Origin of the sequence: Maricaulis sp. (assembly GCF_048269565.1) — a bacterium.
GTDB lineage: Bacteria > Pseudomonadota > Alphaproteobacteria > Caulobacterales > Maricaulaceae > Maricaulis.
The window spans coordinates 470,606-495,501 of the sequence record NZ_JBLXIK010000001.1 but is presented as its reverse complement, the minus strand read 5'-3'; the positions used below and the strand labels follow the sequence as shown (position 1 = coordinate 495,501).

Sequence of the window (24,896 nt, the reverse complement as noted above, 5' to 3'; positions counted from 1 at the left end):
GGGGTCAACTCCGGGATGACTTGAAAACGGTTCGCAATAAATAGGGCATCGGGCGGGGAAATCGAGTCCGCTCGCAGGAAGTTGATGTTTCCGCGCCGGAAAGAATGGCGCGCGTCAGCGCTCGCCGCCGGGGACCCAGAGCACATCGCTGCGCCCTTCATCATTGGCGATGCGCGCCATGACGAAAACCAGGTCCGACAGGCGGTTGAGATATTTCAGGGCCGCCGGATTGATGCGGGCGTCGCCGGCAATCAGGGCCGAGACCTTGCGTTCGGCACGGCGGCAGATCGTGCGCGACAGGTGCAGCCGAGCGGCCGCCTCGCTGCCGCCGGGCAGGATGAAGGAATTGAGCGGGGTGAGGCGGGCATTGAGGGCGTCGATCTCGGTTTCCAGCCGCGTCACCTGGCCGTCAGTGATGCGCAGGGGTTCAAAGCCGAGCGGTTCATCGCTCTCGGGCACACACAGATCGGCGCCGAGGTCGAACATGTCATTCTGGACCCTTTTCAGGATCGCATCGAGTTCATGGCCACCGCCGAGTGCGGCGCGCGCCAGTCCCAGGGAGGAATTGGCCTCGTCAATATCCCCGTAGGCATCGACCCTGGGGTCGTGTTTGACTGTGAGCGACATATCGCCGAGGCGGGTTTTCCCGCCATCGCCGGTGCGCGTGTAGATTTTGTTGAGTTTGACCATGAGTGTTGTTTAGCGCTTCGGCGCGCGCGGCGCGAGCCTCGCATCATGCCCCATGGTCACAGCTTGAGACAGGGAAGACGAGATCATGATCCGTAGTTTCACACTGGCCCTGGCCGTGCTGACGGCCCCGGCTGTCCAGGCGCAGCCCGCCAGCAATGATGCGCAGCTCGCCGCGCTGGCCGAGACCGCACGCGAGGCCAGCGGTTCGCCCGCTGCCGCCGTGATGCTGTGGCAGAATGGCGAGGCCCGCATCGGCGTTACCGGTGTGCGCGCGACAGGCAGCGATATCGCCGTCACGCCGGACGATCTCTGGCACCTCGGCTCCGACACCAAGGCGATGACCGCCACCCTGGCCGCACGGCTGGTCGAACGCGGGGTGATCGCCTGGGATGATACGATCGGCGAACGTCTTGGCGGCGCGATCGAGGAGATCGATCCGGCCTATTCAGGCCTCACCTTCCGCCACCTGTTCAGCCATCGCGCCGGTCTGCCGGCCAATATCGGCATGGTCGACATGGTCCGCTTCCAGATGGAAGGCACCGGCGGTCGGCCGATGCCCGAGCAGCGCTTGGACTATGCCGCGCGCATCTTGCGCACCGGGCCGGCGGCCGAGGCTGAAACCGAATTTCTCTATTCCAATGCCGGCTATGTCATTGCCGGTGCAATGATCGAACAGGCGACGGGTGAGAGCTGGGAGACATTGATGGTCCGCGAGGTTTTCGAGCCGCTGGGGATGGCCTCGGCCGGCTTCGGGCCTCCGGGCAGTGCGGATGAAATCGACCAGCCACGCGGCCATCGCTCCGGCCTGCTCGGCGGCCTGACCGCTGTCCCGCCGGGACCGCGCGCCGACAATCCGCCCGTGCTCGGGCCGGCCGGCACCGTGCATGTCTCACTGGCGGATCTGGGGCGTTATCTGCAGGCCCATATCGCGGGTGAGCGCGGCGAGGGTGGCGATTATCTGACTGCGGAGAGCTGGCATACCCTGCACACCGCGCCGTTCGGCGGCGATTATGCGTTTGGCTGGGGGCTGCAGAATGGCCGTCTGCTGCATGCCGGATCGAACACGATGTGGTTCGTGCAGATCGTGATGGACCCGCAAAATGACCGCGCCGTGGTCATCGCCTTCAATGACGGCCGCACCGATCGCGTCGCGCCGACGATGGCGCCCATCTTCCAGGCCCTGCTGGCGACGCCGGACTAGGCGCCCGGCTCAGCCGCCCCAGTGTTGCTTGGCGAAATAGATCAGCACGATCAGCACAATCGCGGAGAATTGCAGCACGATGCGCAGACGCATCAGCTTGTTGGAGCGCGAGCGCGCCTCGTCGCCGGAGCGGTAGAGGGTGAAAATGCCGAAGCCGAGCACGATCACCACGGCGAGCATGGCGACATAAAGCAGTCCGGTTAGCAGATCGACGGCCATCAGCTTCTCCATCTCAGGGTGGCGGGTTTGACAGGATTGACGAAGGGCTCGCCGGTTTCGCGATGCTTCGCCCAGGCGCGTTTGAGCGCGAAATACCATTTCGCCTGCACATCGCTATCATGGATCAGCATCAGGTCGGGATCATAGGCGAGCCCGATCTGCTGCGCATTCACCGCCTCGCGGTCCTGGCCGACGAAAATCTCGATCCCCTTGCGGATCAGGAAATTCGGCATGATGTGCAACAGCGGATGATCCCAGTACACGACGATGGTGATCGCGGTGGAGTTCTCGTTCGTCGGCGTCACCGCGGTGAAACCGGTGAAATGCTTGCCGCCTGCCTTGACGTATTCGGTACGCAGGCCCGGGATCTCGAAGCGGATCTCCGTCTGGGGCTCGCCGAGCAGGGCGTAGAGATAGGAATTCTTCGACGGCACGTGCGGCAGCATCGAAAAACCGCGCCCGACCGGTCCGAACTGCTTCGCCTTGTCATGCACCGACTTGCCGGATCGCCACCACCATTGCCGGTGGATGAAGGGGATGTGCGCCGGGTCCATCAGGCCGATCACGGCATGATCGACATGGCAGTTGAAGACGTCATGGATCACCATGCGGGGGCGTTCGCCCTCGGGTAGATCCAGCTTCGGCGGTGCGATGGCCGGCTCGGGATTGTCCTCCGAACCATAATAGATCCAGACCAGGCCCTGATCCTCATGCAGCGGGAAGGTGCGGGTGCGGATTTTGGTGAGGTCCATCGCCTCGGCCTGGTCGGCGGTCAGCGAGGGAATGGCGGCGCAGGAGCCGTCGGTGCGGAAACGCCAGCCATGATAGGGGCATTCAACCTGGCTCTCGCCGTCATGGCATTGCATCTTGCCGCCGGAGAGGAGAATGCCGCGGTGCGGGCAGACATCCTTCATCGCGAAGGCGCGCCCCTCATGGTCGCGGCCGAACAGGATCGCCTGGCCCAGCAGCTCGCGGTGGAGATGCTGGCCCGGTTTGAGCTCGCTCGAAAGCGCCCCGAAATACCAAAGATCGCGCAAAAACATGTCCGCGTGATAGCGGCTCGCGCGGCGCTTGCCTAGTTCGAGCGCCTGATACTGGCTGCGACATGATCGCGGGGCGCGCCCTGGCGCCGGTTTTCAGCGCAAAAAGAGCGCGCGCAGCCCTTCCGACGTCTCGCCGCTCTCGCGCATCGCCTGCAGTGTCGCCGCCTGGTCACGCTTGGCGAAGCGCTTGCCGTTTTCGTCGAGCAGCAAGCGGTGATGGCGATAGACGGGTGTCGGCAGGCCGAGCAGGGTCTGCAGCAGCACGTGCAGCGGTGTCAGCTCGAACAAATCCTCGCCGCGGATGACATGGCTGATGCCCTGCAGCGCGTCATCATGGACCACCGCGATATGATAGCTGGTGCCGACATCCTTGCGCGCCAGCACGACATCGCCGAGCGGGGCCGGATCGGCCACCACTTCGCGCGCGCCCTGGCCCTTCGTCACGCCGGCGCCTTCCTCGACAAAACGCAACGCACCAAAGCGGTCACCAAGATGATCGCGGCAGCGATCCAGCGACAGCCGCCAGGCATAGGCCTCGCCCGCTGCCAGCCGCGCGGCTTCCTCATCCGCCGGCATCGGCGCCAAGGGCCCGCGATAGACCTCGCCAACCCCGTGCGGCGCCCGCGCGATATCCTCGAGGATTTCCGTGCGCGTCTTGAAGCAGCGATAGACGAGCCCCGTCGCCCGGAGCCGCTCCAGCACGGCAGCATAGTCATCAAAATGCTCGCTCTGGCGCCGCACCGGCTCTTCCCAGTCGAGCCCGAGCCAGATCAGATCGTCAAACAGCGGCGCCTCGAATTCGCGTTTGCAGCGCGTGGTGTCGATATCCTCCAGCCGCAGCAGGAAACGCCCGTCATTGTCGCAGGCCGCACGCCAGGCAGTCCAGGCCGAGAAGGCATGGCCCAGATGCAGATAACCCGAAGGCGAGGGGGCAAAACGTGTGACGAAATTCATGGTCCGGTTTCAATCAGCTTGAAGCGGAAGCAAGCGTTGATCCGTTCCAATGTCAAAACCTTCTAGCGCCATGGCGCGGCCAGGGGCCCGGGTTCGCACTGGCCCATGCCGATGATCGCATCCTGACTGGCGACGATAAAGCCGACGCTTGTGCGAATGCCGATCAGCCCGTCGCCCATCGGTGCGGCCCAGTGCGGCACGCCCGGCAGGCTTGAAATTTCTGTGACATCCCAGCCCGTTCCCTCGGAGCTCACCCGATAGAGGGTGCCCTCATCGATACCGAGGTGCGCGAGCCCGGTCGCGGCGAGAAATGTTCGGTCGTCCAGCGGAATCAGGGCCCTGATGTTGTCCGCAATGAGGCGTTGATCGACGCCGCCTTCGCGCCAAACCAGTTCGCCGCCGAACTCACCTTCGTCCGTATAGCGAAACTCACCGTTCAAGACTTCAAGCGAGGCTGGTTCCCGATAGGCCGGGCGCGCTGCCGCCTGGCGTGAGATGATCCTGTCGCGAAACCGGAACGCCTCCGACGGGCAGATATCCCATCTCGGTGTCGGTAGGCGGTAGAACCCCAGTTCCGGAAGCCGGCGCGCCAAACGCTCCTCTTGGGACGGGTTGTCGAGAGGAACGGAGCCTCGCTCGGAATCCGGGCTGGGATTGTATCGAAACCGGCTGGCGGCGGCCCATGCGCGAGCGCGAACTCCCGGCAGCCAATGGCTCGCGGCGAGTTCTGACAGGCGGGCAACGTCCTCAGCACCTCCCAGCAGAGCGATGGCATCAATCGCTGCCAGCGCTTCAAACCAATCGGAGGCGTCGAGATGCTCGCGCACTTCGGGCAAGCTTTCTGTATCGCCGAAATGACCCAAGACCCGAAGTGCTGTAGTTCGCGCGTGCAGATCCGGGTGATCAAGGAGCGGCCGGATCGCCGCTGCCGCGGCCTCGCCGTCCCACCCCAATGCGGCGAGCTCGTTCATGCAGCCCTGGAAGCTGTATAAAGCCAATAGCGCCTCCGGCTCGGGTTCACCCGCGACCAGGCTGGGCAATGGTTCCGCAAAATCGCTTAGATCGTCCACATGCTTCACGCATTCCTCCGCCCAGTGGAGCAGGGTCGGCGCATCGGCGGTTGATAGCTGCAAGTATGCGGCGGCGATCAGGCTCAGCATGTTCAGATCCTTCAGGTGAATGCGGCTTTGAAACGACTTAAGCGCGAGATAGCGCTGGTATCAAGCACGGCGTGGCCTTGGCGAGGATGCTGGAACGGGCTATCTCCGAGCTGACACCCCGCAGGAGACCCGCATGACCCCCATCGATGGCCCCCGTCTGGCCCCGCGTGACGGACAGCCGCCGCGCAAGCTGGTGATTTTCCTGCATGGCTATGGCTCCAATGGCGATGATCTGATCGGGCTCGGCCAGCATTGGGCGCCGGCCCTGCCGCATGTGCAATGGGTGTCGCCGAATGCGCCTGAAGCCGTGCCGGGGGCGCCGAATGGCTATCAATGGTTCCCGATTTCCAATCTGGACCCCGACCGCATCGAGGCCGGCGCCGCCACCGCCGGACCGATTATTGACCGTTTCATCGACCAGGAATTGGCGCGCTACCGTCTCACCGAGGCCGATCTGGTGCTGTGCGGTTTCTCGCAAGGCACCATGCTCTCGCTGCAGGCGGGTCTGCGCCGCGAGCGGCCGCTGGCGGGAATCCTCGGCTTTTCCGGTGCCTTGCCGGGCGGGCCGAAGTTGAAAGACGAGATGCGTTCCAAGCCGCCGGTGATGCTGATCCATGGCGACCAGGATCCGGTCCTGCCGCTCGGCTTCATGTTCGATGCGCTGGAAAACCTGGCCCAGGCCGGTCATGGCGCGCAATGGCATATCTCCCAGGGCCTGCCGCATTCGATCGGCCAGGACGGGCTGCAGCTTGGCGAGCATTTCCTCAAGGCGGCGCTCTCCGGCCGCTATCGCTGAACAGGCCGTCGCCAGCCCCTGCAGCGCCATGTCGCAGCCGCTGTGGCCGTGATGTCATAGGCGTGTCACCGAAAGGCGCGTAAACTCTCCCTCAAGGACACATGATCCGATTCGCCTTCGGGCGGGCGGTCAGTCCAAGGAGGTGCGTTTTCAGGACGACTGTCCGGGATACATCCTCCCCGCGCGGCTTCCGGGCCGGGTCACACAGGGGAGGCGGCCATGCAGGTGCTTGCTAAAGCCCCGCAGGGAATGCCCTGTCTGGTGCTGAATGCGGATTTCCAGCCGCTCAGCTATTGGCCGCTCTCGACCTGGCCGTGGCAGGAAGCGGTCAAGAATGTCTTCCTCGAACGCGTCGCCATCGTCTCCAATTACGAGGAGGTGGTCCACTCCCCCTCCTTCGAGATGCACATCCCCTCCGTCGTTGCCCTGCGCGACTACATCGCCCTCGACCGCACCCCCGCCTTCACCCGCTATAATGTCTGGCTGCGCGACGGCTTCAGATGCGCCTATTGCGGCGCCGGCGGTGGTGCAAATGGCGGCCCGGGCACCGAACGCCTCACCTTCGACCACGTCATCCCCCGCCGCGCCGGCGGCAGGACCTCCTGGGAAAACATCGTCGCCGCCTGCAGCCCCTGCAACCTGAAAAAAGGCGGCCGCAATCCCCGCGAGGCCCGCATGCCCCTCAAACGCCCGCCCCAACGCCCGACCATGTACGAACTCCAGGCCCAGGGCCGCAGATTTCCGCCGAAATTCCTGCATGAGAGCTGGCTGGATTATCTGTATTGGGATGTGGAGCTGGAGCGGTAGCGCCCGTCCATCGACCGTTTGAGCTGCCCGCCTCATCCGGCCTTCGGCCACCTTCTCCTCACGGAGAAGGAAAGTGCGCGCGTCTTCCCTCTCCGTGAGGAGAGGGTGCCCCGTAGGGGCGGGTGAGGCGGGCAGCTGCAACGCTGGCGGCCGTCGCAATGCGAGACCGGCGCCTCACCCCTCCCGCCGCAAAATCCGCACCACCCGGTCGTAAACCACTTCCGTCGCCGTCCAGCTATTCCCGCCGCTCGTATTCACGAACTGCACCACCACGGCGTCGATATCAGGGTGGTAGCGGGCGATGCTGGAATAGCCGGCGAGAAGGCCGGTATGGCCGTATTCGTAGATGGATGAATAGATCGCCTGTTCGGTATCTGTGAACAGGGTGCCGTCATTGAGGGCGCGCAGGAAGATGCCGGTATCCTCGGCGCTGGCGACCATGGTGCCGCCGGGGACATGGTGGACACGGGGGCGGAAATTCTCTTGAGGCCAGCCCGGATCATAGCCGCCGGGAATGCGCTCGATCTCGACATCATCCACCGAGGCGAAAGTGTTGCTCAGCCCGAGCGGGTCGAGGATTTCGGCGCGGATGAATTGCTGGTGCGGATAACCCAGGGCCTGGTCGAGGATATTGCCGATCAGCAGGTAATTGGTGTTGGAATATTGATAGCGCGTGCCGGGCTCGAATTCGGCCGGATCGTCAAACACCAACGCCAGATAATCATTCACTTCGCCCGACGTGATAGCCCAGCGGTCGGGATCCTCGACCCAGTTGGGAATGCCGCTCCTGTGCTGCAACAGCATGCGCAGCGTGATGCGCTCGGCATTGGCGAGCTGGCCGACAAGGTCGGGGAAGAAATCCGCGACCGTGTCATCGAGATCGAGCTGGCGATCGGCGACCAGCATCGCAGTCGCCGCGGCGATATAGAGTTTGGAAATGCTGGCAATCTTGAACAGGGCGTGCGGATTGGCGGGTATCCGCAGGTCGCGGTCATGCCAGCCGGCGGCGTAGAATTCCGGCGCATGACCGGCGCGGTCGACATAGACGATGATGCCGTCGAGGCCGTAATCCGTGGCGGCATCGACCTGCGCCTCGACCGTCGCCGGCAGCGGCATCAGATAGCCGATGGCGGCGCGCCAGGGGGCGAAGAGATAGAGGCTGCCGATCGTCAAGATGGCGGCGCCGAGTCTCAGGACCCAGATGATGGCGGTTGGTTTTTTCATGGCGGAATTTCCCGGTATCCAGGCCCGGCCGGTCCGGCAGACCGGCCGGGGTCAGGCGAAATTGTGCGGCGAGGCCAGGGGGCGTGTCTTGACACCGGCCCGGCGCTCGCTTGCAGGCAAGGTGCGGCAGCCAGGCCGCGCTCACGCGTCCATATAGCGGGTGATGAGCTCGATGACGATCACGGTCGCGGCATGCGACGCCAGGCCAACACCCCACCAGATCAGCGGCCATTTCATGATGAAACTGCCCACTGTCAGGCTGATGGCGATGAAGATAATGGTCCCGAGCCCGTAGGCAGCGAGATGGATCCATAATATCAGGCGCGCGCCGGCTCTCACCCGCTCATTCCGGCGCTGGACAATATCGCTCGCCTCGACCTCCGGGTCGATGACCAGCGCAATCGCCTCGACATTGAAGGCGGCGGCCAGGGCGGTCAGCGAGTCCCGCGAGGCCTGTTCACCATTCTCGATGCGCTGGATGGTGCGAAGGCCGATCCCGGCCAGTTCGGCGAGATGTTCCTGTGACCAGTGGCGTTCCTCGCGCCAGCGTTTGATCTTGTCTGCGTCTGTCTTGTAAGCCATGAATTACTCCTGCCTGGCATGGGTGATCAGATGGCCTCCCAAGACCACAAAAACCGCTCGCCGAACCACGCCATCCATGCGTCACGGCCACGTCATCAGTCCGCCATCAGCCCGCCATCGGCCCGCCACGCGCCTGCCAGCACGCCCGGTCTGCCTGATTAGCCCGGTCTTCCTGATTAGACGGTGCCGGGCGCGGCGGTTCAAACAAAAAAGCCCTCCTGCGCCGCTCAAACCGGCACCGGGGCCGGTTTTTCGTGGCGCCGCGCGCCGCCTCGCTATACCGTCCCGCCAGATCACAGGGGGAAGAGCATGGAATTCGGATCGGTCAGCGAGATTGTGACGGCGCTTGCGTCGGTGGTGATGGCGCTCAGTGTTATCGTTGCCGCGCTGCAATTGTCGGAAAGCCGGGCCAACTGGGTCGCCGAGAACAAGCGGCTGAAGAAACAGGCGGCCATCGATGCGGCCAAGATCTATATCGACAACAAGCGGCCCGAAACCGATCTGATGCTGCAATTCGTCAATAATGCCTGCCATCTCGACAGCCGCATCATCCAGGATATCGAGAAGTTCAACCTGCCCCGCTTGCCGGTCTCGCTGCTCGATGATGTGCGCGGCTGTGTTGAATTCTATGATCCCGCTGCGCTCGGCTCGCTGGCCGAGAAGGACGGTTTCATCACCGGCGTGACGGCGAAACACATCATCCAACTGCGCTGGCTGATGATCGATTATCTCAATACGCTCGAGACCGTGCTGACTTATTGGTGGCAGGGCACCGCCAATGAACGCCTGCTCGAGCTCGAATTCGCCTTCCTGCGGGCCCAGTCCGACAGCGCCCGCCCGGTCCGGCATCTGGTGGAATGCTATGGCGAAACCAATTTCCCGGCGATTGCGGCCTTTCTGCGGGCTGGTGCGGCGCGCCAGGCGCCGGAGCCGGATTTTCACTGAGGTGGCCGCGAAGCGGTCGGAGCCGGTGAGGATGCCGGGCGCGGTGCCATGCCACTAATTTCACACCTTTAATTCCAAACTCGCTGTCATCCCGGATGGATGCCCGGACGCGCCAGCGATCCGGGCGTAGATCCGGGACCTACCCGTCAGACCAGCTGGAACAGCGGGTAGGTCTCGGCGCTGCGCCCCGCCGGCGCGGGGCATCCGGCCGGGATGACAAATTTTGGGGTTTTTTGGCGTTGGGGGCGGCGTTGATGCCCACTTATCCCCGCCATCGAAAAATTATCTCACGTCATCCCGGAGGAGGCCGGGACCTAGACATAGCAGGCGCGGAGCCCGTGATATCGAGGTCCCGACTTGCGTCGGGATGACGAAAAATCATCAAACTTATCCCCACCCCCTCCCGCCTGGCGCATAATCTCCCTGTTCCGGTCGCACGGGAGGCGTGAGCTCAGTCATTCGCGGCGGTCGGGAGCGTGGAGCTCGTCCGGGCTGAGGTATGACACCCTTAAGCCCCGGCGTGGCCACCGGAGAGGAAAGGCGGCACAAAGCTCGACCGCACAGTCCATTCCGGTTTCGAGACGGGGGCCGTAAGGCGTCCGAGCAAATCTCCACGTGCGGGACGTTTCGAATGTCTCACTTACTTATTGCGCTAAACGGCATTCGCCGCGTCCCGCACACCTCCCAAATCGGGGAGGGCCACTCAAACCTCCAGCGGCTCGCCGCGTGGAGATTTTCGTGCAGGGTCGAAGGGTCTCAGCGCCCGGCCAGCCGGCGCAGGGCGGCTCGATCGAACCAGACCAGCAGCAGCGAGAGCAGGAAGAAGGGCAAGGCCATGGCGAACAGCATCGGACTGAAGACATAGCCGCCATCGGCCGCGAAGGCGACGGGGGCATTGATGCCCAGCCAGGGCGAGAGGTGGAAGACCAGCGCCCCGCCTGTCAGGCCCGCCGCCATCACCGCGCCGAGACCGCGCAGGCGCGCCATGAACAGGCCGGCCAGGATCAGGGCCGCGGCCAGGATTTCCCCGGCACCGACGGCAAGCCGGATCACCGGCTCGAACAATTCGATCCCCGACATCGCCGCGATATAGCTGAACACCGGATTGCCGGCGCCGAACTTCTGGACGCCCATGAAGACGAGGAATGCAGCCAGGAGGAGGCCGAGGCCCCTGTGAATATAGGTCATGACAATATGTCCCGCCGGGGGTTGAGGACTTGCGTCCGGAATGAGAAAACTTGCTTGCGACCAACATGTTGCTAGACAGAGCATGACGCCAGTCACATTCGTTCACGGCGGCAGTGATATATTCGTGATGATATTCAAACCTGGATCTGTGTAGCGCTCTTGCTGTTTTTTGGCCCCCTTGCCCGAAACCGGAAGCTCCGGCTCCCGCCCTTCGGCGCTTACCTCCTGCTCGTCGGATGCTGGTTCTTCAGCTTCGGACTGCAGACGACGCTGTTTCCCGGCGTCATCACTTTCACGCTCGGCGAAAGCCCGGAACGGCTGGGAATCGCCCAGGCGGCCCTGACCGCACCGATGATGCTGCTCCTGCCGCTGGCCGGCGTGCTGGCGGAACGGCGCGACCGGCGCGGGATCCTGTTCTATTTCTACATCTTCGCCGGGATCAGCGCCCTCGCCCTCGCCGCCCTGCTGCTGACCAACCGCCTGTCCTACGCCCTCATGGTCGCCTTCGCCCTGATGATCGGGGTTGCCGGCGGCTTCGTCATGCCGGCCCGCGACAGCGCCATCAATCCCATCGTCCGCATCGCCGGCCAGACCCGCCATGGCGGCATCGACCTGCAGCGCGCCGTCGTGCTGACCTCCAGCGTCCAGTTCGCTTCACAGCTCGCCGGCATGGGGGTTGGCTATTTTGCGTCCTGGACCGGACCGGGCGCCCTGTTCGCGCTGCAGGGGATCGGGCTGGTGATCGGCGGCATCGCCGCGACCTTCATCCCGCGGCTCGGCTCCAATCGCGGGCGCTCGACCGCCCACCCCCTCGCCGACCTGGTCGATGGCTGGCGCGCGGTGATCCACTCGCCGGTGCTGATGCCGATGACGGCGATCATGGTGGCGATCGGTTTCCTCGTGGTCGGCGGCGCCTTCCTGGTGCTGATCCCGCTGCTGATCCGCGAAGCCTATGGCGGCGGTTTCCAGGAGATCGCCAGCCTGATGGTCTGTTTCTGGCTCGGCGCCCTGGCCGCCAATCTCGCCCTCGCCCGCCTGCCGCAGATCGAACGTCCCGGCCGCGCCGTCATCCTGGCCCAGCTCGTCACCGTCGCTGCACTGGGCGCCTTCGCCATTCCGATGCCCTTGTGGACGCTTTACGGGCTGGTATTTTTCTGGGGGCTCGGCGCCGGTGTCGCCATCTCGCTGAGCCGGTCGGTGGTGCAGGAACAGGCACCGCCCGCCAAACTGGCGCGGGTGATGTCGGTCTACCAGCTCGGCCTGTTCGGCGGCATGCCGGCCGGGGCCATCATCATGGGTTTCGTCGTCGGCGCTACCGATCCGCGGATCGCGGCACTGATACCGATGGCGGGACTTGCACTGGTATTGTTGGTCATCAGCCTGGCAACACCCATATTGTCGATCGGGCGGGTCCATGGTGCCGTCCGCGACGCCACAGGCGAGGAGGCCGATCATGCCACGACTGAGTGAAGCCGAGATTGCGCGCCTGCGCGCCGCGCTCGACCCTGCAACCGACGCCATCGCCTTTGCCGAGGGCACCGAACCGCCCTTCTCGCACCCGCTCAACAACGAAAAGCGCAGCGGCACTTATCATTGCGCCGTCTGCGGCGAGCCGGCCTTTGCTGCGGCCAACAAGTATGAGTCCGGCTCCGGCTGGCCCTCCTTCTGGCAAGCGGTATCGGCAGACGCGATCGAGACCAGTACCGATTACAAGCTGCGCTATCCGCGCACCGAGATTCACTGCGCCAATTGCGGCGCCCATATGGGGCATGTCTTCACCGACGGCCCGCCGCCAACCGGCGAACGCTATTGTACCAATGGCGGTGTACTGGACTTTCGCCCCGCGACGGGCGAGGACTGATCATCAAGCGACCAACAGGGGGAAATGATGACATCACGAACCGCCCATAATCGGCTGATGTGGATCGGCGCCGGGCTCACAGCCCTGATCGCCGCCGCCTGCAGCCCGGAGACAAGCATGACCACTGAGACCACCGCCACCACCACCGAGTCCGCCCTGATCGCCCGCGCCCGCGGTATCGAGGCGCCGGTGGCGGAGCAACGCCCGGTCGAGATTGAACAGCTCGGCTTCACCCGGATCGACGAATACCAGTGGATCAAGGACGAAAACTGGCAGCAGGTGATGCGCGAACCGGAGGTGCTCGACCCCGATGTCCGCGCCCTGCTCGACGCCGAAAACAGCTATATCGATGCCGTGATGGAACCGACCGCAGCGCTGCAGGAACGGATTTTCCAGGAGATCCGCGGCCGCATCAAGGAAGACGACAGCTCGGTGCCCGAGCGCGACGGCAATTACGAGTATTTCAGCCGCTATCGCGAAGGCGGCCAATATCCGATCTATGCCCGGCGCCCGGTTGACCCGGTGACCGGTGAAGCCAATGGCGAGGAGGAAATCCTGATCGATGGCGATGCCGAAGCGGCCGATTTCGATTATCTCGATTTCGGCGAGGTCGAGCACAGCCCCGACCATCGCTATCTCGCCTATGCCGTCGATATCCGCGGCTCGGAATATTACGAGGTCCGCATCAAGGACATCGCCACCGGCGCCATCGTCTCGACCCTGACGGACGAATCCACCGGCGACTTCGTGTGGACCAATGACAGCGAGACGCTGTACTGGATCTGGCGCGACGACAATGGCCGCTCACGCCGGGTCTATCGCCAGCCGCGCGAGGGCGGTGTCAGCGAGCTGGTCTATGAAGAGCCCGATGCCGGCTTCTTCATCTCGATCGGCCTGTCGGACGGCAATAATTATGTCGTCATCAATGCCGGCGGTCACACCTCCAACGAGATGCGCCTGATCGACGCCAATGACGCCACGGCCGAGCCGGTGCTGATCGCGCCGCGTGAGGAGAATGTCGAATATTATCTGACCGAAGCGCCCGATCGCTTCTATTTCCGCACCAATCTCGACGGCGCCGTCGACTTCAAGGTCATGTCGGCACCGCTCGACAATCCGGGCCGTGAAAACTGGGTCGATGTCATCCCGCATCGTCCCGGCGTGCTGGTGCTCGACCTCGTCGGTTTCCAGGACTGGCAAGTGCGCATGGAGCGCGAGAACGCCCTGCCCCGCATCGTCGTGCGTGAGTACGCCACCGGCGCCGAACACCAGATCGATTTCGCCGAGGAAGCCTATTCGCTCGGCGTCTCGGCCGGCTATGAATATGCCGTCGACCAGATCCGCTTCACCTATGAAAGCCCGTCCACGCCGGAAGAGACCTACGACTACAATATGCGCACCCATGAGCGCATTCTGCTGAAGCGCCAGGAAGTACCGTCCGGCCATGATCCGGCCGATTATGTCGTGCGCCGCATCATGGCCCCGGCCGAGGACGGGGCCCAGATCCCGGTCACCATTCTCTATCATGCCGGCACGCCACTCGACGGCAGCGCGCCACTGATGCTGTATGGCTATGGTTCCTACGGCATCACCATCCCGGCCGGATTCCGCGTCACGCCGCTCTCGCTGGTCGACCGCGGCATGATCTATGCCGTCGCCCATATCCGCGGCGGCATGGCCGGTGGCTATCAGTGGTATCTCGACGGCAAGCTGGAGAACAAGGAAAACACCTTCTCCGATTTCGTCGCCGCCGGTGAGGCGCTGGCGCGCGAAGGCTATACCTCACGCGGCAATATCGTCGCCTATGGCGGTTCCGCCGGCGGTCTTCTGGTCGGCGCCGCGATCAATCTGGCACCCGACCTGTTTGCCGGCGCCATCGCGGCCGTGCCCTTCGTCGATGTCGTCAATACCATGTCGGATGCCGAATTGCCGCTCACCCCGCCGGAATGGCCCGAATGGGGCAATCCGATCGAGAGCGCCGAGGATTATCAGACGATGATCGCCTACAGCCCCTACGACCAGGTCGGCGAACACGCCTACCCGCACGTGCTGGCAACCGGCGGCCTGACCGATCCGCGCGTCACCTATTGGGAGCCGACCAAATGGGTCGCGCGCCTGCGGGATCGCCGCACCGATGACGGGCTAACACTGCTGCGCATGAATATGGGCGCCGGCCATGGCGGTGCCTCGGGCCGGTTTGACAGCCTGCGCGAGACCGCGATGAACTGGGCCTTCGCCCTGATGGCGGTCGGCCTCGCCGACGCCGAAGTCGAGGCGATCGCTGCCGAGCCCGCGGCGGCCGAATAGAAAAGGGCCGCTGCGACCGGGGTCGCAGCGGGCCGCTTCCGGTTGGACGGGGCCATCCGTGCCGGCCGGAAAGCTATTCGTCGAGGCGGAAGACCAGTTGTGTCGTGGCTCCCCGATACATGGTCGGCTCGCCCGCCTCGATTTGTGGACTATAGCGCCAGTTGGCAACCGCATTGACCGAGGCGCGCTCGAACAGCGAGCTGGTACAATCAAGCGCCCGCACATTGGTCGTCGTGCCTTGCGGGGTGATGTCGAACAGGACCGAGCACTGGCCTTCGAGCCGGCGTTCGGCGGCGCGCGGCGGATACATCGGCTGCACCCTGACCACCGCAACCGGCTCGCGCTGCGTGATGACGATGCTGCCCGGCCCGCTGATCTCCGAGCGTCCGACGGGTGCCACCACGTGCCCGCCCGAGCCGGGAAGGGCATCGACGGGACTGGTCGGCGCATCAGTCGCGGGACGCGCAGGCGGCGGTGCGACAGGCTCGACATGGATGATGTCCGGGCTGCGATCGATTTCCGCATCGATCGGTTCGAAGCGGATGACGACCGCCGGCGGTTCGACCTCGACGACGGGTTGCACAGGTCCGATATCGATCAATTGCCGCATCATCAGGAACAAGCCGACCGTGATGACGGCGGCCAGCGGCAAGATCAATGGTATTCTCAGTGACTGAAAAGTGGCTGTCATTGGACAGGCCTCCCCTTTGACAGTGTCTGCACGGCCCCGACAGCGTCTGTCACCCGACCCGCCGTTCGCCCGGTGGCGTCGATCGCCTGCCGGGATGACGGGTGCGACGCAGAGCCACAACACGGCCCCGCGCCACCATGAAATGATCAACCCGGGACGCGGCGAAACCGCGGCGGAAGAAGGAAGGATTGTGGCGATTACAGGGTCTTTTTCCGGGAGATCACCCGGTGCCACCGGTTCTGCATCGCGCCCGTTTCGGCGCACAAGCCCCGCCACGCAAAGAAAAACGCCCCGGCCAGAAAGCCGGGGCGTCATTCAGTTCATGTCTGCTGCCAGACGGCTGGCCTGGCGAGACCGTTTAGCCGGCGTCGTCAGCTGCTTCGGTGGTTTCGGCTGCAGTCGCTGCCGTCACCGAAGACAGCGCTTCACCATACTGGTTGTAGAGATCGGCACAGCGCGGCTGCACTTCGATAACCGTGCGACCGGTTTCGTCGATCGTACCCAGCAGGCGTGCGGTCTCAAGTGCATCCTCGACACCGAAGCGGCACTCATCCTGACGCACGCGTTCACGAATGCGGATGCGGTCGGCTTCGGCCCGGATCACACTGTTGATATAGGTGATATAGCCATTCGCAGTAGAGCGTGAGTATGGATAGCGGGCGCCCTCCTGGAAGGCCGCGAGCGCGGACTGACGACGGTCAAGATCGAGCCGGACATTGCCCAGCAGGGTCCAGGCCGTACCCGGACGGTCGAGACCGCCGCGGTTGAGAGCTTCCTGGAACGCCGACTCGGCCTCGGAGAGCTGCCGCTCCTGGTAGAGAGCCTCGGCCAGCTTCAGATAATCATTGCCGTCACTGGACAGTTGCGCCAGCTGACGCAGCACCGGAATGGCGCGTTCCCATTCGCGGGCCTGACGCCACATATTGGCCAGAAGGTTGAGATTGCGCTGGTTACGCTCCACAACACCGGCATTCATTTCGCGCTCGAGGATAACCGCGCCGCGATAGGGGTATTCGAAGAAGCTGTAATACTGGGCCAGCGCCTCGATCTCACGTCCCTCGGTGAACATGCCGTTGATGTACATGATCTTGTTGGCTTCGAACGCGTCTTCTTCGCGATCGACCTGGGCCAGCAGTGACGCATAGGAGCGCCAATTGCTCTTCTCGGCCGGCCAGCGCTGCACCATCTGTTCGACGATACCCATTTGCTGGGGAATCATTTCGAGTTGCTGATAGTAGAACAGCATCAGGCTGTAATCGCCGCGCTGACGGTCGGCGTCGGGGATCATCGCCCAGAAGCGATTGGCCCAAACAAGGCCTTCCCGGTAGCGCTCGGCCTGACCATAGGCCTGGGCCAGCATGCGGGCGAGCGGTGCGTTGACGATTTCGGTGCCGCCATCGGCGACAGCGCGCTCGAGCGAGGCGATGCCACGGGTATAATCATCGATCGTGATGTAGAGCTGACCGATATTGATCCGGTAGCTGTTCACTTCGCTCGGCAACATGGCGCCGGTCGCGATCGCCGCTTCCCAGTCCTGGATCGCCTGGGACACCCGGTCGGTGTCATAATAGGCGCGACCACGCAATTGCAGCGAAACGGCGCGCTCATACGGATTGATGCTCGACGAGCCCAGGGCCCGGTTCAGGGTCGTGATGGACGCGGCATACTGTTCCGCTTCCTGTTGCGCCAGGGCTTCCTGAACGATCTCGCCGATCGCTGCCGAGAAAACCCGGTCTGCAGCGTTCTGGTCGGATTGCTCGTCCGAACGGCGCTCGCGCCGCTGCGCATCTGCCGCCGTCGCGAAGACACCACCGGTCAACGACACGGCCATCGCGAGCATGGCAAGCTTGCGGGTTACCCCAGTCAGATCGAAACCGCTAATACGGATCATCGATGGCTCCTTCATACCAGTCCCGCTCCCCTGGACAGGCTTTCACAAACTGTCTGGGTGGCGCCCATGAGGCCCGCACCCGCTCCCGCAGTCGCCGATGGACAAGCGTGGTGGGCCACGCTCATCCATCGCCGTAGTCCTATTGCGAAATGCGGAACTCGAATTGCGTTTCCACATTCACACGCGCCACTGGCACGCCGTCCTGCACTTTCGGGCTGTAGCGCCACCGCTCGACCGCTCGCTCTGCGGCGCGCTCGAACAGTGAACTGTCACAGGCAATGATCCGGATATTGGTCGGCGTGCCATCGGCGGTCACGTCAAACCGGACATTACAGGTCCCCTCGGTGCCGCGTTCGAGGGCCCGCATTGGATATTGCGGCTCGATGCGGACCAGTGGCTGGGCGTCACGGTCAGAGACCGAGAAGCTGACACTGTCACTGTTCAGTTGGGGGGCAGCGAAATCCGGGATCTCGCCCATCACCGTTGCCAGGCCTTCAGTGGGCTGTTCGGCCCGCTGACGGTCAATCTGTGGCGGCGGTGGCGGCGGATCCACCTGCTGCACGTCCTCGATGGTCGTATCCCGCCGACGGGCCGCGATGTCCTGGACCTCGTCATTGATCGTGAAGGAGAGTTCCTCCTCGCTCTGCTCCGGTGGCGCGCCCTCGGTAAAGATCAGGCGGGTCATCAGCATGAAGAGTGCGACCGTCACAATGGCGGCAATCGGTATCCCGCCCATGAGGCGAATTATGCTACCCATAATCAGTCCTCCCTAACCTTGTAACGTCGAAATCTTGACTTCGACACCCATTTCCGTGAGCAGATCCTGCACGTCGAGGATAACGCCGATATTGGCGGACTCGTCGCCCTGGATCATGGCCTCACCCTTGGGGTTTTCAAGCAGAAGCTGCTCGATCACGCCCCGGAGCTCGGCCATCTCATAGGACCTGCGATTGACCCAGATCTCGTTGGTGGACGTGATGGCCACCAGCATGGACGGGGTCTCACGCTCTTCGGTCATGGCATCCGGACGGATCACCGACACGCCCGGCTCCTTGATGAAGACGGAGGTGACGATGAAGAAGATCAGCAGAATGAAAACAACGTCGAGCATCGGCGTCATGTTCAGTTCGACTTCTTCCTCTCCGGTACTTACGCGGCTAACACGGCGCGCCATATTGAACCTCCCCGGACCTAACCGTTTTCTTCGTTGCGCTGGAGCGAGACCGGAATGCCATTGGCACCCATCTCATCCCAGATCTGGACAATGATCCCATGATCGGCTTCGTCCTCGACATCGACGAGAACCGCGCTGCCCGGCTCTTCCGAGCGGAAGCGGTTCACGGCCGCGAGAACCCGGTCAACATCCGTCCGGACCCGATTGACGAAGATATTATTGTCGTCATCAACCTGGACCAGGATCGGTGGTGGTGCCGGCTCGTTGGTCTCCGGCGGGGTATCCGCAGGTGGCCGCATGTCGATCCCCTCTTCCGAGAGGAAGGTCGCCGTCACGATGAAGAAGATCAGCAGGATAAAAACGATATCCAGCATCGGGGTCATATTGACCTCGGCCTGGTCGTCCGTGTGCTTGTTGCGCCGCCTCATGACTGAGCTCCTTCACCGATTTCGAGCTTGTCGGCGAGGCGCGCTACACGGCGCTTGGCCAGAAGTTCGATCTGGGTTGCGAAAATCAGTCCGGACAGGGATGCCACCATCCCCGCCATGGTCGGGATCGTGGCCCGGGAAACACCGGCCGACATGGCCTGTGCGTCCGAAGACCCTGAAATCGCCATGACATCGAAAACCGAGACCATGCCGGTCACTGTTCCCAACAATCCGAATAGCGGGGCGACCGCGACGAGGGTTTTCACCAACTCGACATTCTGGTCGCAACGCTGCTTAACCTCCGAGATGAGCTGGTCGCGGATGGCATGGGCATACCAAGACTTTCGGTCTGCCCGTGCCGACCACTCCCGCATCGCCGCACTCTCTTGTCCGCCAAAGGCGAAGTAGAAGTAGGCGAAGCGCTCGAGGATGAAAGCCCACATTACAAAGGTCGTTATCATGATAACAACCAGAACGGGGCCTCCGCGCTCGAGGAACTCCTGAAGGCCGGTACTTACGGCCTGGAAATCCATAACGCTTCCTCCAATCAGCCCTGAGCGCGCTCTTCAGCGTGCCGCGCAACCATGCCAGCAGCCTGTTCTTCAAGCACTTGCTGCACACCGCGAGCGAAGCTCTGTGCGAAGCTGTGAATGAACAACAGCGGAATGGCGGCAATAAGACCAAGAACCGTGGTCATGAGCGCTTCGGAAATACCGCCGGCCATGATTCTCGGATCGCCCGTACCGAACAGCGTGATCTGGGTGAAGGTCTTGATCATCCCGGTCACGGTACCCAGCAGGCCCAGCAGTGGTGCAATACCGGCTGCCAGTTTCAGGAAGTTGAGGCCGAATTCGAGCTTCGGCGATTCCTGGAGAATGGCCTCGTCGAGCTTCAATTCCATCGTCTCGACGTCTTTGTCCTTGGCAGCTTCATAAGCCATCATGACACGGCCAAGCGGGTTGGACTTGGACGCTTTCGACTTGCGCTTCTGACCATTGACGGCCGCCTGCGTGCTCAGCAGGGCAAACATGCGGAACAGACCGAAGGCTGCCGAGATCGCCAGAAGACCGATGATCACCAGGCCAACCATGCCGGACTGATTGATGCGCTCTTCGAGATCCGGAACGTCCTTGTAGATGTCCAGCAGGGCACCACGCGACGGATCGACAACACCCATGACAATCTCGTTCGGATCGGCATTGAACAGGGTCGATGCGGCACCGATCAGATTGCCCGGAGGCTGGGTCGCAAGGTCAGACAGGGTCCACGCACCGGTGGTGGTGTCTTCCTTCCAACGCGCGAAACGCTGGTTGTTGTTGAAGTTTGTGAAGGCAATGAACGGTCCGACACGCGTTACAGGAACAGGCTGGCCATTGCCGATACCCGTCACCATCGAGTCGAAGGTCACAACACCTTGCTGGCCGATCATTTCATCGATCGCCCGGCGCCAGATGTAGTCCAGTTCCGCGCGGGTCGGAAGCGTACGGCCGGTTGCCAGGGATTCCAGCGCATCGGCACGGCCCGGGAACTGGGCAGACACCAGAGATGCGTTGATGATGGCGGCGAATTCACCAGCGGCCTGACGGGCTGCACCGAACAGCTCACCAAACGCACCCTGGCGCTGGCGAAGATCCGTTGCGAGAACGTCAATCTGGGTCTGGTTGTTTTCGAATTGCGTCGTCAGCGTTGCGGCCTGACGCTCCAGAGCGGCCATTTCGGCGCGCGCCTGGCTCAACAGGGCTTGCTGCTGGTTCGTGCTGTTCTGGAACTCACGCAGACGAGCCTGGTTTTCCTGGCTGGCCTCACGCGCATCGCTGCGCACGCGGTTCAGAAGTTCGCTGATTGATCCGGCCGGCTGCGTCTGTGCGCCAGCTCCGGCAGTGAGCGCCACACCCATCGAAACGGCGGCGGCGAGTATCTTAAAGGTGGTCTTCATCGCTTAACTCTCCGTTCCAATCCGTTACTGCGCAACCGTCGGCCCCGGGAGAGGCGCGAGGAAGACAGACGGGGTGGTGACTTCTTGAGCGATCCGGATTGCGCGGGTCACGTTGGCTTCATAGCTGCCCGGAAGAGCAACCCAATCGGTGCCATTGATATGACGCATGGTCATGCGGCCATCAGGGTATTTGCGGATCATGGCGATACGGCCGATCTGCAGCACGGTCACATTGACCGGAATGCCGTCCTCGAGAATTTCTTCTTCGTAGGAATTCAGCGAGCGACCGTAGGACGCCTCGATGTCATAGGCATTCAGGATCACGCGGTAACGCTCTGCCGGGGAAATTTCCGGGTCGTCGATCAGCTCGTAAAGACGCTCGATCCGGTGAAGCCGGCCATTTTCGCCCTCAAGGCGGAAAGGAAGGTCAAGATTCACGAATTGCTCGAGATTCTGGACCATTTCGCGCATCATCGGCGACAGGTCGCGCTGGATGTTTTCAACGCGGTCGATCTGCGCCTGCAGCGAACCCATCTCGTTCTCTTGCGAACGGATGAACACTTGTTGCTGCTCAACGAACAGACGCTGCGATTCGATCTGGTCGAGCAGGGCACGATATTCGAGTTCGATATCCGTGCGCTGGTCGTCCAGCTGGTCAATACGGGATTGCGTCTGCGCACCCTCGGTCGTTCCCTGACGTGCCGTTTGCAGCACGGGAGCGAGTTGCGCACTGGCAACTCCCCCGACGGCGCTCGCCGCAACCGCCGCCATGAGCGACGCGCGAACCATTTTCTTCAAGTCCACCATTTCTCGCCTCACAATGGTAATCGCAGGTCGCCAGTACGGCTCCCCGCCCACATTAACTTCGATGCTAAACCGGCAAAATGCCTGCCGGATTGGCCCCCTACCCTAAACTCAAGCGGCGCGCTGGCCGCCATCGGATAACCCGATTAGCGTTCAAATCTGCACGGATGGTTACCGTAGCTGTTGTTACAGACCACCCATAGACCGCGATGGTGAACCCATCGTCTCATTGACGCATGCGCGCCCTTGAAATCCGGCTGAACGCTAACACTAGCCAAGCCTTACGATCAATACATCATTATGGCTGGAATGCGACCAAACCAGCTCCGAAAGCAGCAGTTTTCGCCTGATGCGATTAATTGTTTGGCCAAGCTCGCCTGAGGGATGCAGTAAGGTCTTCGCGTCGCAAGGGATTACCGGCTGGCGGCAGCGGGGGGTGTCACGGAAACTTCACGTCTGCGTGACAGCGCCTGGCGGCGAGGCTGCAGCCTGCGGCACCCGGACTGCCGAATCATCGCACCGGCCGTGACCGGGATATCCCGGTGCCGGCAATGATTCGCGCTGAAGGATCAACTGAGTCGGTTGGCTGGGGCGCCAGGATTCGAACCTGGGAATGCCGATACCAAAAACCGGTGCCTTACCACTTGGCGACGCCCCAACCGGATCCGTCATCTGCGACGGAGCGGGCTAGATACCGAGTCGAGCCGACGGATGCAACGGCTCAATGCGGTGCCTGCCGGGCGGATTTGCAGCTGCTGTGCAGTGACAGGGCCCAAACCGTCGCCGCCAGGGGGCAACGGGCGCTTGGATCGACACGCAGAGCCGGGGCGGGCAAGCCTGCTATACAGGCGGCGCCGGGTGTTTTTGGCGCGTTGCACGGCTGCCGCGAGTTGGTTATAAGCGCCGCCTCGGTTCGGAGTATAGCTCAGCCTGGTAGAGCACCGTCTTCGGGAGGCGGGGGTCGCAAGTTCAAATCTTGCTACTCCGACCACCATGCCCCGCCCCGCCTGCGTCACCCTGGCATTCCCGCCCGCAGGGATATTGCCTCAGGCCGGGACGCCAGCACCGCCAATCCCTCGCGCCTGTCCCGCTCCGGCACTGTAGTCTTGGGTCTGGACAGGACTGCTTCTTGCACAGATTGTCCGGTCAGCCGCGCATCCGGTTTGGAAGGACCTTTGATGAAACAGTTCTGGATTACATTTTTTGGCTCGATTTTCGGCGTGATCGTCGGATCGGTTCTCGCCCTCATCCTCGTCGCCTTCCTGGTCGCAGGCATGCTGGCTTCGGCTGTCTCGGGCGCCCGGCCCGAACCTACCCTGCCTGGCAATGGCGCCGTGCTCGAACTCGACCTGCGGGCCGAGCGGCTCGATTCGCCGTCGCGCTCCCCCTTCGCTTTCGCAGAGCCGCTCTCGCTGGTCGAGATCGTGCAAACGCTGGAGCACGCCGAGACCGACCCCGCTGTTGCCGGTGTTTTCATCCGGGCCAATGAATTCGGACTGGCGCCCGGCATGGCCGAGGAAGTCCGCAATGCGATCACCGATTTCCGCGACTCCGGCAAATTCGTCATCACCCACGCCCAGGGCTTCGAAGGTACCTCGGTGACCGGCTATTTCGCGGTCTCCGGTTCCGATGAGCTCTGGCTGCAGGACACGGCCAACTTCACCCCGGCCGGCCTGGCATCGGAAGTGCTCTTCCTCGGCGGCATGTTCGAACATTTCAACGCCAACCCGCAATTCGAGCAGTTCTTCGAGTTCAAGAATGCGGCGAATGTCTACACCGAGACCGGTTTCACGGACGCGCATCGTGAAGCGACGCTGTCCTATATGAACTCCATCTTCGACACCGCAATTGCCGGCATTTCCGGTGATCGTGACATCACGCCGGAGACCCTGCGCGGCGTCTTTGAAACCGCGCCTCACTCCGCCGAGGACGCCCTCGAGCGCGGCCTGGTCGACCATCTCGGCCATGTGGTCGAGGCGCGCGAAGCCGCCCTTGCCCGCGCCGGCTCCGGTGCGGAAATTGTGACGATCGAGGCCTATCAGGCGATGCTCAATCCCTGGAGCCAGGGTCCCGCCATCGCCCTCATTGAGGGCCAGGGCGCAATCATGACCGGCACTGGCGACCAGAGCCCGTTCAGCAATGGCAGCGGCATCGGCAGCGACAGCATGGCCGAGGCCATTCTCGAGGCCGCCAATGACAGCAGCATTCGCGCCATCCTGATTCGGGTCGACTCACCGGGCGGGTCCGCGATTGCCTCGGACCAGGTCTGGAACGCGATCGGGCGGGCCCGTGAGGCTGGCAAGCCGGTGATCATCTCGATGGCCTCGATGGCCGCATCCGGCGGCTATTATCTCGCCGCACCGGCCGATTACATCCTGGCCCATGCAACGACGCTGACCGGTTCGATCGGCGTGCTCGGCGGCAAGGTGGCGCTGGAAGGCACGTTCGAAATGGTCGGCCTGCAATCGGAGTCGGTCCATGTCGGCGGCGAGTATGCCACTGCTTTCTCCGGGCAACAGAGCTGGACCGATACCCAGCGTGCCGCCTACCGCGCCCAGATGGCCGATACCTATGACGACTTCACCCGGCGCGTCGCCGATGGCCGTGACCTGCCGCTCGAACGGGTGCTGGAAATCGCCCGCGGCCGTGTCTGGACCGGAGCCCAGGCGCTCGATCTCGGCCTGGTCGATGAAATCGGCGGCTTCCGCGACGCGGTCGATGTGTCGCGGGAACTGGCTGGCCTCGCGCCTGAAGCCGATGTCCGCCTGGTCCGCTTCCCGCGTGAACAGACACCGCTGGAGGCCTTCTCGGCCCTGTTCGGCATGTCGGCAGAAACGGCGGAAACCGCAGCCCGGATGAATGCCCTGCTCGACCTGCCCGAAGTGCGCGCTGCGCTTGAGGCCCGGTCACAGATGGGCTCCGGCCAGGCGCAATTGCGCAGCACGGCGCCTGAGCCGAACTGACGCAAATCGCTATACCTGCAAGGGATCGGGGG

At 63.1% G+C, this 24,896-nt stretch carries 24 protein-coding genes and 2 tRNA genes; 9 read left to right on the top strand and 17 right to left on the bottom strand.

Features of this window, described 5'->3' with window-relative positions; all coding sequences use genetic code 11:
- Positions 1-114: 114 nt before the first annotated feature.
- On the bottom strand, positions 115-690 hold the full coding sequence (locus ACN0YL_RS02510; protein ID WP_417496911.1) for a cob(I)yrinic acid a,c-diamide adenosyltransferase: 576 nt from the start codon (positions 688-690) through the stop codon (positions 115-117).
- An 85-nt stretch (positions 691-775) separates the two neighbouring features.
- On the opposite strand from ACN0YL_RS02510, the gene ACN0YL_RS02505 reads away from it, so the two are divergent.
- Positions 776-1,891 (top strand): serine hydrolase domain-containing protein, encoded by a 1,116-nt coding sequence (locus ACN0YL_RS02505; protein WP_417496910.1) that lies wholly within the window; start codon positions 776-778, stop codon positions 1,889-1,891.
- A gap of 9 nt (positions 1,892-1,900) precedes the next feature.
- Here ACN0YL_RS02505 and ACN0YL_RS02500 read toward each other — a convergent pair whose 3' ends face one another.
- The 4 genes from ACN0YL_RS02500 to ACN0YL_RS02485 all read right to left on the bottom strand — a co-directional run bounded on the left by ACN0YL_RS02500 (position 1,901) and on the right by ACN0YL_RS02485 (position 5,267).
- Positions 1,901-2,110: a twin transmembrane helix small protein gene (locus tag ACN0YL_RS02500; protein ID WP_417482916.1), complete on the bottom strand. Its 210-nt coding sequence runs from the start codon at positions 2,108-2,110 to the stop codon at positions 1,901-1,903.
- Positions 2,110-3,153: a Rieske 2Fe-2S domain-containing protein gene (locus ACN0YL_RS02495; protein WP_417496909.1), complete on the bottom strand. Its 1,044-nt coding sequence runs from the start codon at positions 3,151-3,153 to the stop codon at positions 2,110-2,112. The genes ACN0YL_RS02500 and ACN0YL_RS02495 overlap by 1 nt, the downstream gene beginning before the upstream one ends.
- 93 nt (positions 3,154-3,246) lie before the next feature.
- Positions 3,247-4,107 carry a tRNA glutamyl-Q(34) synthetase GluQRS gene (gene gluQRS, locus ACN0YL_RS02490; RefSeq protein WP_417496908.1) on the bottom strand — a complete coding sequence of 287 codons (861 nt, stop codon included), beginning with the start codon at positions 4,105-4,107 and terminating at the stop codon, positions 3,247-3,249.
- Between the two features lie 62 nt (positions 4,108-4,169).
- Complete coding sequence (locus tag ACN0YL_RS02485) at positions 4,170-5,267, bottom strand: HEAT repeat domain-containing protein (RefSeq protein ID WP_417496907.1); 1,098 nt, start codon at positions 5,265-5,267, stop codon at positions 4,170-4,172.
- Positions 5,268-5,400: 133 nt separating this feature from the next.
- On the opposite strand from ACN0YL_RS02485, the gene ACN0YL_RS02480 reads away from it, so the two are divergent.
- Together ACN0YL_RS02480 and ACN0YL_RS02475 are read left to right on the top strand one after the other, a co-directional pair.
- Positions 5,401-6,063 (top strand): alpha/beta hydrolase, encoded by a 663-nt coding sequence (locus ACN0YL_RS02480; RefSeq protein WP_417496906.1) that lies wholly within the window; start codon positions 5,401-5,403, stop codon positions 6,061-6,063.
- A 219-nt stretch (positions 6,064-6,282) separates the two neighbouring features.
- A complete protein-coding gene (locus ACN0YL_RS02475) occupies positions 6,283-6,870 on the top strand; it encodes an HNH endonuclease (protein ID WP_417490712.1) in 588 nt (195 codons plus the stop codon).
- Between the two features lie 174 nt (positions 6,871-7,044).
- On the opposite strand, the gene ACN0YL_RS02470 is transcribed toward ACN0YL_RS02475, so the two are convergent.
- Positions 7,045-8,094 (bottom strand): serine hydrolase domain-containing protein, encoded by a 1,050-nt coding sequence (locus ACN0YL_RS02470; protein WP_417496905.1) that lies wholly within the window; start codon positions 8,092-8,094, stop codon positions 7,045-7,047.
- A 141-nt stretch (positions 8,095-8,235) separates the two neighbouring features.
- Positions 8,236-8,676 (bottom strand): helix-turn-helix domain-containing protein, encoded by a 441-nt coding sequence (locus ACN0YL_RS02465; protein WP_417496904.1) that lies wholly within the window; start codon positions 8,674-8,676, stop codon positions 8,236-8,238.
- A 309-nt stretch (positions 8,677-8,985) separates the two neighbouring features.
- Here ACN0YL_RS02465 and ACN0YL_RS02460 point away from each other — a divergent pair, with 309 nt between their 5' ends.
- Positions 8,986-9,621 carry a hypothetical protein gene (locus tag ACN0YL_RS02460; RefSeq protein WP_417467174.1) on the top strand — a complete coding sequence of 212 codons (636 nt, stop codon included), beginning with the start codon at positions 8,986-8,988 and terminating at the stop codon, positions 9,619-9,621.
- A 756-nt stretch (positions 9,622-10,377) separates the two neighbouring features.
- Here the strand turns inward: ACN0YL_RS02460 and ACN0YL_RS02455 are convergent.
- A complete protein-coding gene (locus ACN0YL_RS02455; protein ID WP_417496903.1) occupies positions 10,378-10,809 on the bottom strand; it encodes a hypothetical protein in 432 nt (143 codons plus the stop codon).
- Between the two features lie 159 nt (positions 10,810-10,968).
- Here ACN0YL_RS02455 and ACN0YL_RS02450 point away from each other — a divergent pair, with 159 nt between their 5' ends.
- From ACN0YL_RS02450 to ACN0YL_RS02440, 3 genes are all read left to right on the top strand, one after another.
- Positions 10,969-12,279 carry an MFS transporter gene (locus ACN0YL_RS02450; RefSeq protein WP_417496902.1) on the top strand — a complete coding sequence of 437 codons (1,311 nt, stop codon included), beginning with the start codon at positions 10,969-10,971 and terminating at the stop codon, positions 12,277-12,279.
- Positions 12,263-12,670 carry a peptide-methionine (R)-S-oxide reductase MsrB gene (gene msrB, locus ACN0YL_RS02445; RefSeq protein WP_417496901.1) on the top strand — a complete coding sequence of 136 codons (408 nt, stop codon included), beginning with the start codon at positions 12,263-12,265 and terminating at the stop codon, positions 12,668-12,670. Before ACN0YL_RS02450 ends, msrB begins: the two co-directional genes overlap by 17 nt.
- A 117-nt stretch (positions 12,671-12,787) precedes the next feature.
- On the top strand, positions 12,788-14,977 hold the full coding sequence (locus ACN0YL_RS02440) for a S9 family peptidase (RefSeq protein WP_417496900.1): 2,190 nt from the start codon (positions 12,788-12,790) through the stop codon (positions 14,975-14,977).
- A 73-nt stretch (positions 14,978-15,050) separates the two neighbouring features.
- Here the strand turns inward: ACN0YL_RS02440 and ACN0YL_RS02435 are convergent, their stop codons facing one another.
- The 9 genes from ACN0YL_RS02435 to ACN0YL_RS02395 form a co-directional block, all read right to left on the bottom strand.
- The gene (locus ACN0YL_RS02435) at positions 15,051-15,635 is read right to left on the bottom strand and encodes an energy transducer TonB (RefSeq protein WP_417496899.1); all 585 of its coding nucleotides are present in this window, start codon (positions 15,633-15,635) and stop codon (positions 15,051-15,053) included.
- A 391-nt stretch (positions 15,636-16,026) separates the two neighbouring features.
- Positions 16,027-17,559 carry a hypothetical protein gene (locus ACN0YL_RS02430; RefSeq protein ID WP_417496898.1) on the bottom strand — a complete coding sequence of 511 codons (1,533 nt, stop codon included), beginning with the start codon at positions 17,557-17,559 and terminating at the stop codon, positions 16,027-16,029.
- A 139-nt stretch (positions 17,560-17,698) separates the two neighbouring features.
- A complete protein-coding gene (locus ACN0YL_RS02425; RefSeq protein WP_417468848.1) occupies positions 17,699-18,316 on the bottom strand; it encodes an energy transducer TonB in 618 nt (205 codons plus the stop codon).
- 12 nt (positions 18,317-18,328) lie between these two features.
- On the bottom strand, positions 18,329-18,733 hold the full coding sequence (locus ACN0YL_RS02420; RefSeq protein WP_417468847.1) for an ExbD/TolR family protein: 405 nt from the start codon (positions 18,731-18,733) through the stop codon (positions 18,329-18,331).
- 17 nt (positions 18,734-18,750) lie between these two features.
- Positions 18,751-19,161, bottom strand: a complete 411-nt coding sequence (locus ACN0YL_RS02415) for an ExbD/TolR family protein (RefSeq protein ID WP_417468846.1) — start codon at positions 19,159-19,161, stop codon at positions 18,751-18,753.
- On the bottom strand, positions 19,158-19,694 hold the full coding sequence (locus ACN0YL_RS02410) for a MotA/TolQ/ExbB proton channel family protein (protein WP_417468845.1): 537 nt from the start codon (positions 19,692-19,694) through the stop codon (positions 19,158-19,160). Before ACN0YL_RS02410 ends, ACN0YL_RS02415 begins: the two co-directional genes overlap by 4 nt.
- A 14-nt stretch (positions 19,695-19,708) precedes the next feature.
- Positions 19,709-21,097 carry a MotA/TolQ/ExbB proton channel family protein gene (locus tag ACN0YL_RS02405; protein WP_417496897.1) on the bottom strand — a complete coding sequence of 463 codons (1,389 nt, stop codon included), beginning with the start codon at positions 21,095-21,097 and terminating at the stop codon, positions 19,709-19,711.
- Positions 21,098-21,121: 24 nt separating this feature from the next.
- Positions 21,122-21,886: a DUF3450 domain-containing protein gene (locus ACN0YL_RS02400; RefSeq protein WP_417490855.1), complete on the bottom strand. Its 765-nt coding sequence runs from the start codon at positions 21,884-21,886 to the stop codon at positions 21,122-21,124.
- 598 nt (positions 21,887-22,484) lie between these two features.
- A tRNA-Gln gene (locus ACN0YL_RS02395) sits at positions 22,485-22,559 on the bottom strand.
- A gap of 256 nt (positions 22,560-22,815) precedes the next feature.
- On the opposite strand from ACN0YL_RS02395, the gene ACN0YL_RS02390 reads away from it, so the two are divergent.
- Both ACN0YL_RS02390 and sppA read left to right on the top strand, forming a co-directional pair.
- Positions 22,816-22,892: transfer RNA gene (locus ACN0YL_RS02390), tRNA-Pro, on the top strand.
- Positions 22,893-23,079: 187 nt separating this feature from the next.
- Positions 23,080-24,864, top strand: coding sequence for a signal peptide peptidase SppA (gene sppA / locus ACN0YL_RS02385; protein ID WP_417496896.1), 1,785 nt, complete (start codon positions 23,080-23,082; stop codon positions 24,862-24,864).
- Positions 24,865-24,896: the final 32 nt, after the last annotated feature.

Coding starts and splice junctions, on each gene's coding strand:
- ACN0YL_RS02510 (WP_417496911.1), bottom strand. CDS start 690: ATGGTCAAACTCAACAAAATCTACACGCGCACCGGCGATGGCGGGAAA.
- ACN0YL_RS02505 (WP_417496910.1), top strand. CDS start 776: ATGATCCGTAGTTTCACACTGGCCCTGGCCGTGCTGACGGCCCCGGCT.
- ACN0YL_RS02500 (WP_417482916.1), bottom strand. CDS start 2,110: ATGGCCGTCGATCTGCTAACCGGACTGCTTTATGTCGCCATGCTCGCC.
- ACN0YL_RS02495 (WP_417496909.1), bottom strand. CDS start 3,153: ATGTTTTTGCGCGATCTTTGGTATTTCGGGGCGCTTTCGAGCGAGCTC.
- gluQRS (WP_417496908.1), bottom strand. CDS start 4,107: ATGAATTTCGTCACACGTTTTGCCCCCTCGCCTTCGGGTTATCTGCAT.
- ACN0YL_RS02485 (WP_417496907.1), bottom strand. CDS start 5,267: ATGCTGAGCCTGATCGCCGCCGCATACTTGCAGCTATCAACCGCCGAT.
- ACN0YL_RS02480 (WP_417496906.1), top strand. CDS start 5,401: ATGACCCCCATCGATGGCCCCCGTCTGGCCCCGCGTGACGGACAGCCG.
- ACN0YL_RS02475 (WP_417490712.1), top strand. CDS start 6,283: ATGCAGGTGCTTGCTAAAGCCCCGCAGGGAATGCCCTGTCTGGTGCTG.
- ACN0YL_RS02470 (WP_417496905.1), bottom strand. CDS start 8,094: ATGAAAAAACCAACCGCCATCATCTGGGTCCTGAGACTCGGCGCCGCC.
- ACN0YL_RS02465 (WP_417496904.1), bottom strand. CDS start 8,676: ATGGCTTACAAGACAGACGCAGACAAGATCAAACGCTGGCGCGAGGAA.
- ACN0YL_RS02460 (WP_417467174.1), top strand. CDS start 8,986: ATGGAATTCGGATCGGTCAGCGAGATTGTGACGGCGCTTGCGTCGGTG.
- ACN0YL_RS02455 (WP_417496903.1), bottom strand. CDS start 10,809: ATGACCTATATTCACAGGGGCCTCGGCCTCCTCCTGGCTGCATTCCTC.
- msrB (WP_417496901.1), top strand. CDS start 12,263: ATGCCACGACTGAGTGAAGCCGAGATTGCGCGCCTGCGCGCCGCGCTC.
- ACN0YL_RS02440 (WP_417496900.1), top strand. CDS start 12,788: ATGACCACTGAGACCACCGCCACCACCACCGAGTCCGCCCTGATCGCC.
- ACN0YL_RS02430 (WP_417496898.1), bottom strand. CDS start 17,559: ATGATCCGTATTAGCGGTTTCGATCTGACTGGGGTAACCCGCAAGCTT.
- ACN0YL_RS02425 (WP_417468848.1), bottom strand. CDS start 18,316: ATGGGTAGCATAATTCGCCTCATGGGCGGGATACCGATTGCCGCCATT.
- ACN0YL_RS02420 (WP_417468847.1), bottom strand. CDS start 18,733: ATGGCGCGCCGTGTTAGCCGCGTAAGTACCGGAGAGGAAGAAGTCGAA.
- ACN0YL_RS02415 (WP_417468846.1), bottom strand. CDS start 19,161: ATGAGGCGGCGCAACAAGCACACGGACGACCAGGCCGAGGTCAATATG.
- ACN0YL_RS02410 (WP_417468845.1), bottom strand. CDS start 19,694: ATGGATTTCCAGGCCGTAAGTACCGGCCTTCAGGAGTTCCTCGAGCGC.
- ACN0YL_RS02405 (WP_417496897.1), bottom strand. CDS start 21,097: ATGAAGACCACCTTTAAGATACTCGCCGCCGCCGTTTCGATGGGTGTG.
- ACN0YL_RS02400 (WP_417490855.1), bottom strand. CDS start 21,886: ATGGTTCGCGCGTCGCTCATGGCGGCGGTTGCGGCGAGCGCCGTCGGG.
- sppA (WP_417496896.1), top strand. CDS start 23,080: ATGAAACAGTTCTGGATTACATTTTTTGGCTCGATTTTCGGCGTGATC.